This is a genomic window from Mycobacterium sp. (assembly GCF_050701675.1).
Taxonomy (GTDB): Bacteria; Actinomycetota; Actinomycetes; order Mycobacteriales; family Mycobacteriaceae; genus Mycobacterium.
This window is the reverse complement of record NZ_JBOGDD010001105.1, coordinates 1-10,379: the sequence shown is the minus strand read 5'-3', so window position 1 is coordinate 10,379 and position 10,379 is coordinate 1. Positions and strand designations below refer to the sequence as shown.

The following is a 10,379-nucleotide window of genomic DNA, read 5'->3' as shown; positions in this document are numbered from 1 at the left end:
TGCTGATGTGACCGACGATCAACGCCTCAAATATGACGGTGACGTCGGGTTGGGCAGGGAACACGTTTGGGAATGATCGTGTGGTCACGGCTCGCTCAGATGCCAGAACGAGCCGCCCGGATTCGGTGAAGACGATCTCGGCGGCGTGGTCGTTGCCCGAGAAACGTTGCCCGTCGTACATGCCAGTGGTGAGTGCGACGCCGCCAGGACGTCGGGCGAAACCGCTGGCCTGGGCCAAAGTTGGTGCATACGTTTGGTTTTGAGCGTCCGTGGCTGAGTGCACTAGTTGAAGCACTGTTTCTTGCCACGTTGATGATTCAGACAAAGCAACGAGCATGTCCTCGCGGGCCCCGACCGGCTCGGCCACCACCACTAACAGTCGTTGGTCACCGCCGACGAGGTCTGTACGTATCGCGCGCGCATCCGCTCGGAGGTCACGACGATCAGCCAGTCGCCTGTCGAGTAGCCGCACTACCTCGGCATTGGGGAGCATTCGGTTGGTTTTGTCGCCGCGGCCGTAATAGCGGCCATCGACCATGTGCGGGGCTCGAACTGACTGCGGCACGTGGACCACGACGTAACCGAGGGTGGGATCGCTAGTGGAGTTGATGGCGGTGGTGCGGATCTGTACCGCCTCGTCGACTCTCATTCGCGCGATCTGCTCGATGCGTTCGGCGAGTCCGTGGATAGGGACGGGCCACAGGCCTGGCGGTGAGGTGTCCTCGTCGACGCCGATCAGGATTGTTCCTCCGTCAAGAGCGAAAGCAGCGATGTCTTTGGCTAGGTCCTTGTTGGCGGCGTTACCGGATCCCAGCTCCCGCTTGAGATCCAACCAGTGGGTTTCTTCAAGCAACCCATTCAGCGCTAACCGCTGGAGTTCGTCTTCTGTACGGGCTTGGATCGCATCCATGGGGGCTCCTCAACCGGACTTTCGCGCGGACTAGCGGCTGAGCTGTTCGCGTAGCCGTTTCGCTCCGCGGTCGGACACCGACTGCGACGAAAGGACGTAGGCGGCGGCTTGATCGGGAGTGAGCCGGCCGCCGCTGATGTGGCCGCCGAGGAAGCGTCGCGCTTGGGCCTTGTCATCTGCTCCGGTCCAGCCGTTACGGCCGCCGTAGAAGATGACGGAATCGAGGTCTTTGCGCACGTCATCGTCCATCTCGGACGGCGTGACCTCTCCCGTCAGCAGGTTGACCGCGGCCGCGCCAGCAGCCCACTCGGCCAAGGGCGTGGAACCCTCGACGACAGCGAGTGAATGACCGCGAGCGAGGCCCATCGCGAAGTGCAACGACCGTTCATCTGGCACGAAGACTAGGACCGGCCCGCGGTCGGGCCGGCTACGGCTTTGCGGCGTGGCGTGCCCACCAGCTCGGATGATCTCGTCAAGGTCGGCATAACCGAAGCTCGCGGCATTTTGCGCGTTGCTCACCAGCAGGGGCGCTAGATCCTCCTCCTGGCTGCGTTCCCAAATCCATTCGGAGGCAAGGGCGATGGCGTCCTCCCACGGCCGATCTTCGACGTCGTCGGGGACCCACGCCGCGGCTCGTAGATGTGTCGACGGGTGCAGATCGGTGCTGGTCATCACGCGGCTCCTGATGGTGAGCTGAGTTTGGCCAGGTAGCGGTATGCCGTGGCCCGGCTGACGCCGAATGCTTGAGCAAGTTCGGGTACCGGTTCGCCCGTTGCGGCGAGCCGGCGCAGCTGTTCTTGGCGTTCCGGGGTCAGCTTGGCCGGCTTGGTGGCCGGCAGTTGGCGAACTCGGCGAGAGTCGCGTGAGGCGGCGCGCCGCTCGCGGCCGAGCTCGAGCTCGAGCTCGGCCAGCGTCGCCATAATGGTGGCCACCGCACGCCCCGTCGGCGTACCGGTGTCTACGCCTTCACGTAACGCGCGCAACAGGATTCGGCGCTGGCCAAGATCTGCGATGGTGCGAGTTACTTCTACGACAGATCGGCCCAGCCGATCGATGGCGGTTACCACTACGGTGTCACCCTCGCGGGCATAGTGAAGCAAGGCCGTGAGACCTGGCCGATCGGTGTTCACCGCACCGGAGAGTTTGTCGGTGAAGACATGACCGGATTCGACCCCCTCGGCGGCGAGCGCGGCGAGCTGCGCATCAAGGTCCTGGCCCAGAGTGCTTACCCGCGCGTACCCGAGAATCGCCGTCACAGCACCACTGTCGCATTGCGCACCGACAACGAGGATCTGAGACACGCTGTGTGAGACGAGAAATGAGACGGCGCCACCTGGGGCGATGCGACGGGGGAGTGTTCCCCGTAAGCCGGTCTCGTTTCTCTAGAAACGAGACACGGTTAGATTGCCGCCGCTACAACTCAATCGCCACGCGCGTGGAATCACGGCTTGGCGTCTGCGTTAATCTGTCTACTTCGGTGAGAAATCGCGAGCTGAGGCTGGTTGACCTCCGGGGCGCATGCGTTGATGCGCCGTCAGGAAGTCATCGACGATGTGTTCGCAGTGGTGCCGGCTCATGGTGTGGAGTCCGGTCATGCGTGCGAAGGCGAGTGGTCCGACGAGTTGGCACATGGCGAGTTCGACGTCGAAGTCATCGAGTTCGTCGCGCGCTTGGGGGCTCTGCAGGATGGTGTCGAACGGTTGGCGGTATTGGTCGACGACCCTTTTTCGCAGTGACTGCGTGTGGCCCGCGTCTTTACCATCTGGCGACAAAGGCCCTAGTGAGACCCAGGCGAGGGTGGTGAGGTGAAGGGGTGCCTCGGCGAACAAGGTTGCCTGACGGGTGAGCAGTTCGATCAGCTGCTCTCGCAGGGGAACTGAGCTCGGAAGCGGCGGGGTGACCTGGGGCAGGAGTCGCTCGAAGGTGGCGGCGAGAAGGTGGGAGGAACTGGTGAAGTGGCGGTAGAGGGTGGTTCGTGCGACCTTCGAGGCCTTGGTGACCGCCTCGATCGTGACCGCCTCGACTCCGCCGGTACTGAGCAGGTGAGCGGCGGCGTCGAGCAGTCGGGTCCGTGACCGCGCCCGACGCGGATCGGCGTCGTCGCCGTCGGGCAACACATGTTCGCTCAACGCCGTTTCCGTCGCCGGGATTGTCTGGTCATTACGACTCTCACCACGTTATGGTACCAACGGTAGCGTAGCGATACTGGTCATCCCTAGCCGCGGCTGAACGTGACAGTGTCACCGCTCTGACAGCCCCAAGCACGCGAAAGGCTGCGGACCGCCGATGACGACAACCGAATCGATCAGGCACGATTTCCTCACCGGGGGACTCGGCCGACGCGAGATCATCCTTGACTGCACCGCGACGATCGCCACGAGCGGTGGATATGACGCCGTGAAGATGCGCGCCATCGCCGATCGTGCGGGCATGGCAGTCGGCACCCTGTATCGCTACTTTCCGTCGAAGCCGCACGTGCTGATCGCCGTCCTCGCGCGTGAGTTCGAACGTATTGGCGCTGAACGAGATTGGACGGTCACAGCGGGATCGCCGCGCCTGCGGGTAGAGCAGTTGAACACCCGCCTATGCCAGGAATGGCGCGCTCGGCCGGCCCTGACCGAGGCCGTGACCCGCGCATTCGTCGTCGCCGATGGCAGCGCGAGCGCCGAGGTGGCCCGCGCGGCGGGGGTCATCGAGCACCTGATCGGGCTGGCGATCGCCGGTGAGGAGCCGAGCCCGACACAACACCGAGTTGCCGCCCTGGTCGGCGATATCTGGCTGGCCAGCCTGATCGCGTGGGTCCGGCACGGCGCCTCCACCGAAGACGTCGCGATCGGACTGGAGCGCAGCATCGCGTTGATAGTCCACGACGAGAGGTAGCCGGGCCAACCCGATCCACACGAAACAACACTATTAGTAGCGCACCGATACTGATGGTATCGTTACGAATCAGATCGAGGTAGAGAGGTCTCATGATCACCCAGTGGATCGAAGCCTGCGAGGTCCAGCGCGTCAGCTTGGTTGGCGGCCTGGTACTCACCATGGCCGACTACAACGAGCTGGTCGTTACCCGACCACTGCGCTTGTCGCTTCCTGCGGTGGGGGCACACCCGGCCGAAGACGTGATGGTCGACCCGAATGACGTACCGAATCATCAGCGCCCGTTGTTGAATTTCGCCGGTAGCGTCTGCACGCTCGCCACCTGCGAGGACGACGGCACGCTGCGTGTCGAGTTCTCCAACGGCTACGGCTTCACCGTGGCCGCCGACGAGTGCTTCGCGGCGTGGGAGTTGTACGGCAAGCGCCACGGTTACATGGCTTGTCTACCCGGTGGCCGGGTCCGCGTCGTCCGCCACGACATGCCCGCGGACGACCTGGTGTCCGAGCGCCCTGCGGTGCGCCCTTGAGCGTCGACGGCCACGAAGCGGACCCGCCCGACGCCGCCGCCACCCGGGTGCGTGAACGCACCATTTCGGCTGCCAAGACCTCCGGGGAGTACAGCGAGCGCCTCGGCGCGTTGGCCCGATTCACCGTGCGACACAAGGCGTTGGTGATCGGCGCCTGGGTCGGACTGGCGGTGGTCCTGGCCCTGCTGTTCCCGCAACTGGAAACGGTGGTGCAGAAACAATCCGTCCAGCTGATCCCCCGCGACGTGGCGTCTTTTCAAACCCTCGACCGAATGAGCGAGGCCTTCGGCGAGCAGGGCTCCAAGACCATGCTCTTCGTCGCGATGGAGGACCCGGCAGGCCTGACCCCCTCGGCGCGCACGCAGTACACGGATCTGGTGTCGCGGCTGCGCGCCGACACCACGCACGTTCTGCTGGTTCAAGACCTGCTGGCCGACCCGGTGACCGCCACCCAGGCACTCAGCCAGGACGGCAAGGCCTGGTATCTGCCGGTGGGGGTGGCCGGCACGCTCGGTGACCCCGCCGCCGCCGAATCGGTCACCGCGGTCCGCGCGATCGCCGCCGACGCGTTCGCCGGATCGTCGACGACGGTACGGGTGACCGGGCCGCCGTCGACGTTCAGCGATCAGATCGCCGAGGCCGAACACGATCTGCTGTTCATCTCCATCGCCACCGCCGGGTTGATCGCGCTGATCCTGCTCATCGTCTACCGGTCGGTGTTCACCGCGCTGTTGCCTCTGCTGGTGATCGGTATCAGTCTGGCGGTGGGGCGCGGAGTGCTGTCCGTACTCGGCGAGTTGGGTATGCCGGTCTCGCAGTTCACCGTGGCCTTCATGACGGCGATCCTGCTGGGCGCCGGCACCGATTACACCGTCTTCCTGATCAGCCGCTACCACGAACAGCGCAGGGCGCAGGTCGCCCCCGATCAGGCGGTGGAGCACGCCACCGCCAGCATCGGCCGCGTCATCCTGGCCTCGGCCGCCACGGTCGCGTTGGCGTTCGCCGCGATGGTGTTCGCCAACTTGAGCGTGTTCGCCGGGATGGGACCGGCCTGCGCGGTCGCCGTCCTGGTCGGGTTCGTGGCGACCGTGACGTTGTTGCCGCCGGTGCTGTCGCTGGCCGCGAAACGCGGTATCGGCGAACCCAAGTCCGACCGCACCCGGCGGTACTGGAACTCCGTGGCCGTGGCGGTGGTGCGCAAGCCGGTGCCGCTGCTGCTGGTCAGCCTGGCCATCCTGCTGGCACTCTCAGCGGTCGCCACGACGATGACGTTGAGTTACGACGACCGCAAGGGACAACCCGCCACCACCGCCAGCAACGAGGGTTATCAGCTGTTGGACCGGCACTTCCGCACCGACGTCGTCATCTCCGAATTCCTCGTCGTGGAGTCTCCCACCGACATGCGCACCGGCAAGGGACTGGCCGACCTCGACGAGATGGCCTCGCGCATCGCGCAGGTCCCCGGGGTGACGAAGGTGTCCGGGGTCACCCGACCCGCGGGAGCCCGCCTGGAGCAGGCCCAACTGGGGTGGCAGAACGGACAAATCGGCGACAAGATGGCCGGCGCGGTGGACGACGGCAACGCCCGCAAGGATGACCTGGCCAAGCTCACCGGCGGCGCGGACCAACTCGCCGGTGGCCTCGCCCAACTCGACACCACCCTGCGGACCGCACTGACCCCGCTGACCGGAATCCTCGATCAGGCCCAGAGCGCAGGGCGGAAGGTGGACCAGTTTCGGCCCCTGTTGAGCCAACTCTCGGCGACCGCACCCGCGGTCGACCAGGCGCTGCGTTCTGGACCGGGGTTGCGCCCGCTCGCCGAGCAGGCCGATGGTGCCATCGCCACCATCGACCCGCTGGTGGGCGCGCTGAACACCTCGCCGTGGTGCGCGACCACACCGCAGTGCGCCCAGATCCGCGACCAGGTCCAGGTCCTCACGACGCTGCGCAACGCCGGGTTCTTCACCCAGGTCGCCGGGCTCGGGGACACCGTCGGCCAGAACGCATCCGTGGCCGACACCCTGGCCGGCGTCCAGACCGCAGTCACCTCGCTGGACAAGGCGTTCGGCGCGCTCGGTGACCCCGCCAACCTGGCCGGTAACGTCCGCCGACTCCAAGACGGCATCGGCCAACTCGCCTCGGGCGCCCAAGCCCTGGCCACCGGCGTGCACACCCTGGCCGACAGCAACATCGAAATGCTCAGCGGGATGAGCCAGATCGCCACCCAGCTGCAGAACTCGGCGCGCGCCAGCACCGGCTCCGACACCTCCAGCGGCTTCTTCCTGCCCCCCAACGCCTTCGAGAACCGCCAGTTCGCCGACGTCGCCAAACAGTTCCTCTCCCGCGACGGCAAGACCGCCCGATTCCTCGTGGAATCCAGCAACGACCCCTACAGCGCCGAGGCCATGGACTTGTCCCACCAGATGGTCGCCGTCGCCGAGGCAGCCAGACCCAACACCTCCCTGGCGCAAGCCCGCATCTCGGTTGCCGGGTTCCCGGCGGTCAACTCCGACATTCAGCGCCTCCTGACCGCCGACTTCATCCAGCTGGCCGCCTCCACCCTGCTCATCGTGGGCCTGATCCTGGTGCTGCTGCTGCGCGCACTGCTCGCCCCGCTCTACCTGCTGGGCACCGTGGTACTCAACTACACTGCATCGCTGGGCATCGGAGTCTTGGTCTTCCAGTGGGGACTCGGTGATGAAATCGCTTGGCCCGTACCGCTATTGGCGTTCATCATCCTGGTCGCGGTGGGCGCCGACTACAACATGCTCCTGGTGTCGCGGCTCAAGGAGGAATCCACCCGCAACATCCGCGTCGGGGTCCTACGCACCGTGGCCAGCACCGGGTCGGTGATCACCTCGGCCGGCATCATCTTCGCGGTCAGCATGTTGGGCCTGATGGTCGGCTCCATCGCCATCATGATCCAAGCCGGATTCATCATCGGCTGCGGTCTGCTGCTGGACACCTTCGTCGTGCGCACCCTCACCGTCCCCGCCATCGCCGTCCTGCTCCGCGAGGCCAGCTGGTGGCCCCACCGCCCCACCACCCCCCAGAGACGGACCTCATGAACGACCGCGTTGCCTGTGCTCACTCGTCCCGACCTACCGCAGCAGGCGATGTCCGTGTGGGGTCGACGCGGACATCGCTGCGGCGGAACCGGCGTCCACGAGCCGTCCATGTAGCCCTGCTGGCCATCGCTGTGGGCATCGGGGTCGCGACCGCGCCCACTGCGGTCGCCGATGAGGCCGGCTACCTCCAGCGACTTCAGAGCAGGCTGGCGTATCTGACAGCTCAACAACTGCTGACCGAGGGCTACAAGGTGTGCCAGCTGACCCACAGCGGCCATCCATCCTCTGACGCCATTGAGATGGTCTCGAAGGACTTGGCGATATCAGTACCGGCCGCCGTTGAGATCATCGTCGCCGCCGGAGGGGAACTCGGCTGCTGACAGCGGGCCGGGGAACTGCTGCGTGGAAAAGCAAAGCTTCTCGAGAGCTGACGTGGTGGTAGTCCACCACCGCTCGACATGTCGGATGAGTGATGCGCGGCGAAATAGTCAGTGCAGCAACGATTTTGGACACGTAGCCAGCCGACGGCGCAGAAACTCTACAGACTGAACACGTCACCGAACTGGCCGCGTCGCCCAAGCGTGGGCAGCGTGCCCGAGCGGTGCAGTGGCGCGGTCTAGAGAGTGCAGCGGTCGAGGAAGTCGGTGACCGCGGCGGTGAAGGCGTCGTTGTCGTCCCCGGCGATCATGTGACCGGTGCCGGACACGTCGACGGTTTCGGCGTGCGGGACCAGGTGGGTGAACTCCTCGACGGTGGCCTGGGAGACCACGTCGGACAGCAGCCCGCGGACGAGAAGTGTTGGGGCGGTGACGCGTCGGGCTCCGTCAATCAGCAGATGGCTGATCGCGTCGAACTGCTCGGTGCCCGCGGCCGCGCCGTCGCGCAGGAAGTCGAAGTTGGAGTGGACGAACGCCGGGTCCCATCGCCACACCCAGCGACCGTCGGGACGCTGCCTAAGCACCTTGTGCAGGCCGTCGAGGTTCTCGGGGCGCGCGCGATGCGGGTTGTAGGCGGCGATCACCTCGGCGGCATCGCCGAGGGTGGCGAAGCCGTCGGGGTGGGCGGCCATGAACGTCACGACGCGACGGGCACCCTCGAACTCCAACCGCGGGGTGACGTCGACCAGGATCACCGCCGCCCACGACGCCCCGGATGCGAGCAGGTGCGCGCCCAGGGCGGTCATTCCCCCCAGCGATGCGCCGACGACGGCGGGCGGGGTATTGGCGCTGAAGTGGTCACGGACGGCGAGCAGGTCGGTGGCGAGTCGCTCGACGTCGTAGCGCCCGGCCGGATCCCAGTCGCTGTCGCCGTGACCGCGGGTGTCATAGGCCACCACCGAGTATCCGCGCGACTGGAGCCGGCGCGCTGAGGTGGTCCACGCGTGCCGGTTCTGACCGCCGCCGTGCAGGAGGAACACGACGGGACGATCACCGTCGTGGGGGTAGTACTCGGCGGCAAGGGTGATCCCGTCTCCGGTCCGGACCCGATGCTGCACGACCGAAGTCACGATGCGTTGCCTGCGGTGCTCACGATCGTGACGGTGCCCTGCGCGGCGCATACGGCCTTGTCGCCGTTGGTGATGTCGATGCGCGCCACCCCGCTGCGCTTGCCCAGCGACACGATGTCGGCAACGGCGACGCACACCCCGCTGGACACGGGTCTGAGCAGGTTCAACTTGAACTCGGTGGTCGCGACCCACGATCCCGCCGGAATGACGGGGTAGAACACCACCCCGAGACAATGGTCGACCATCGCCGACAAACACCCGCCGTGCAGATTGCCGAACGGGGTCAGCAGGTCCTCGCGGGTATCCATCTCCGCCACCAGCCGACCCGCGGTGAGTGCGGTGTGTCGAAAATTCAGGAACGTCGACAGTCCGCCCGCCGTGTTCGCCGCGTGGAGCAGCTGGTCGGCGATCTGCGCGTCGAAGTGCGCGAACGTCGTGGTCACCATCGTCTGTCAATCCTCGCCTTCTCTGTCATCGGCCGACGGTCGTGCTCCAGCGAAACGCTCGAGCATGTCACCGAACGCGCCGAGGTCGCCGTGGGCGGCGAAGTGCTCGACGTCCACGGCAACGAACATCGCCGTGGCCGTGAAGCGCACGATGCCGTCCTGCCCGGTCCCGGTCGCACTGACGTGCAGGGCTCGCCCCTCGCGGCTGTCGACGCGCGCGACGATGCGGTGGGGGTGATGCAACGGCACCGGTAGGACGTATCCGATGGCCAGGTTGCGGGTGACCGCCGGGGTTCCGACGATCCACAGGGTGAAGCCGAACAAGTCGTCGCACGCCGCGGCGATGGCACCTCCGTGCGCGAGTCCCGGTGCCCCGCCGTGCCGTTCGTCGAAAACCAGGTCGGTGTAGACCTGCTGCCCGGATCGGAACACCTCCATCTGCAGGCCGTGGGGATTGTCGGGGCCGCACCCCATGCAGGTGGGAGTGTGCGGCGGCAACCGCACCGGCTCACCGCTCAGCGCCTCGCTCACGGAGTGCTCGATTCTGTAGACGTGTCAATCTGCGATCCGACCGCGGTGATCGCCGACAGCGCCATCGCGGCCTGGCTGGTGCCGAAGACCAGTGCCACCCGACAGGTACGACACCCCCAGCGTTCACTTTGGGCTGCCCGTGGGATTGCGGGCGGCCTGCACGGGAAGGGACGGATCGTCGAAGTCGTCGGACAGGGGCACCTTGTCCAGCAACGCATTCAGTGCGGTCCGAGCCTCCATCCGCGCCAGCGCCGCACCCAGGCAGAAGTGGATACCGCACGACCGCGGCGTTCCCCAGCAGGTTGGTGGTGGTCTCGTAGCCCGCGACCAGCAGCAGCGCGCAAAAGCCGAGGACCTCCTCGTCGGTGAGCCCGACCCCGTCGACGGTGGCGTTCGCCAACGCCGACATCAGGTCCTCGCGGGGATTGTGGCGGCGGTCGGCGAGGAAATCGGTGAAGTAAGCGTAGATCGACGCGGCCGCGGCCAGCGCGTCGCTGGTGTGACCGTGGG

General features: G+C 66.2%; 11 protein-coding genes and 1 pseudogene. 4 read left to right on the top strand and 8 right to left on the bottom strand.

Features of this window, described 5'->3' with window-relative positions; all coding sequences use genetic code 11:
* The 4 genes from ACRDUX_RS34230 to ACRDUX_RS34215 form a co-directional block, all read right to left on the bottom strand.
* On the bottom strand, positions 1-910 hold a 910-nt coding region (locus tag ACRDUX_RS34230), incomplete at its 3' end, for an AlbA family DNA-binding domain-containing protein (RefSeq protein ID WP_526420860.1).
* Positions 911-940: 30 nt separating this feature from the next.
* Positions 941-1,582: a hypothetical protein gene (locus tag ACRDUX_RS34225; RefSeq protein ID WP_192860468.1), complete on the bottom strand. Its 642-nt coding sequence runs from the start codon at positions 1,580-1,582 to the stop codon at positions 941-943.
* Positions 1,582-2,166 carry a recombinase family protein gene (locus tag ACRDUX_RS34220; RefSeq protein ID WP_068920418.1) on the bottom strand — a complete coding sequence of 195 codons (585 nt, stop codon included), beginning with the start codon at positions 2,164-2,166 and terminating at the stop codon, positions 1,582-1,584. Before ACRDUX_RS34220 ends, ACRDUX_RS34225 begins: the two co-directional genes overlap by 1 nt.
* Before the next feature lie 213 nt (positions 2,167-2,379).
* Positions 2,380-3,039, bottom strand: coding sequence for a TetR/AcrR family transcriptional regulator (locus ACRDUX_RS34215; protein WP_156720696.1), 660 nt, complete (start codon positions 3,037-3,039; stop codon positions 2,380-2,382).
* Between the two features lie 157 nt (positions 3,040-3,196).
* Between ACRDUX_RS34215 and ACRDUX_RS34210 the strand changes: the two genes are divergently transcribed.
* The 4 genes from ACRDUX_RS34210 (at position 3,197) to ACRDUX_RS34195 (ending at position 7,765) form a co-directional block, all read left to right on the top strand.
* The gene (locus ACRDUX_RS34210; protein WP_526420857.1) at positions 3,197-3,790 is read left to right on the top strand and encodes a TetR/AcrR family transcriptional regulator; all 594 of its coding nucleotides are present in this window, start codon (positions 3,197-3,199) and stop codon (positions 3,788-3,790) included.
* Between the two features lie 92 nt (positions 3,791-3,882).
* Complete coding sequence (locus ACRDUX_RS34205; RefSeq protein WP_056547432.1) at positions 3,883-4,317, top strand: DUF6188 family protein; 435 nt, start codon at positions 3,883-3,885, stop codon at positions 4,315-4,317.
* Positions 4,318-4,364: 47 nt separating this feature from the next.
* Positions 4,365-7,385, top strand: coding sequence for an MMPL/RND family transporter (locus ACRDUX_RS34200; protein ID WP_526420862.1), 3,021 nt, complete (start codon positions 4,365-4,367; stop codon positions 7,383-7,385).
* Between the two features lie 131 nt (positions 7,386-7,516).
* On the top strand, positions 7,517-7,765 hold the full coding sequence (locus tag ACRDUX_RS34195) for a DUF732 domain-containing protein (protein ID WP_056547418.1): 249 nt from the start codon (positions 7,517-7,519) through the stop codon (positions 7,763-7,765).
* Between the two features lie 236 nt (positions 7,766-8,001).
* On the opposite strand, the gene ACRDUX_RS34190 is transcribed toward ACRDUX_RS34195, so the two are convergent.
* The 4 genes and pseudogenes from ACRDUX_RS34190 to ACRDUX_RS34175 form a co-directional block, all read right to left on the bottom strand.
* The gene (locus ACRDUX_RS34190; protein ID WP_068920419.1) at positions 8,002-8,892 is read right to left on the bottom strand and encodes an alpha/beta fold hydrolase; all 891 of its coding nucleotides are present in this window, start codon (positions 8,890-8,892) and stop codon (positions 8,002-8,004) included.
* Entirely contained in the window at positions 8,889-9,338 is a 450-nt protein-coding gene (locus tag ACRDUX_RS34185) for a PaaI family thioesterase (RefSeq protein WP_526420855.1), read from the bottom strand. Before ACRDUX_RS34185 ends, ACRDUX_RS34190 begins: the two co-directional genes overlap by 4 nt.
* A 6-nt stretch (positions 9,339-9,344) precedes the next feature.
* Positions 9,345-9,812: a PaaI family thioesterase gene (locus tag ACRDUX_RS34180; protein WP_185935081.1), complete on the bottom strand. Its 468-nt coding sequence runs from the start codon at positions 9,810-9,812 to the stop codon at positions 9,345-9,347.
* Between the two features lie 334 nt (positions 9,813-10,146).
* Positions 10,147-10,379, bottom strand: a pseudogene (locus ACRDUX_RS34175) (cytochrome P450); the annotation flags it as partial.

Bases quoted from the DNA above. Each gene is read 5' to 3' on its own strand.
- ACRDUX_RS34225 (WP_192860468.1), bottom strand. From the start codon at position 1,582: ATGACCAGCACCGATCTGCACCCGTCGACACATCTACGAGCCGCGGCG.
- ACRDUX_RS34210 (WP_526420857.1), top strand. From the start codon at position 3,197: ATGACGACAACCGAATCGATCAGGCACGATTTCCTCACCGGGGGACTC.
- ACRDUX_RS34205 (WP_056547432.1), top strand. From the start codon at position 3,883: ATGATCACCCAGTGGATCGAAGCCTGCGAGGTCCAGCGCGTCAGCTTG.
- ACRDUX_RS34185 (WP_526420855.1), bottom strand. From the start codon at position 9,338: ATGGTGACCACGACGTTCGCGCACTTCGACGCGCAGATCGCCGACCAG.
- ACRDUX_RS34180 (WP_185935081.1), bottom strand. From the start codon at position 9,812: ATGGGGTGCGGCCCCGACAATCCCCACGGCCTGCAGATGGAGGTGTTC.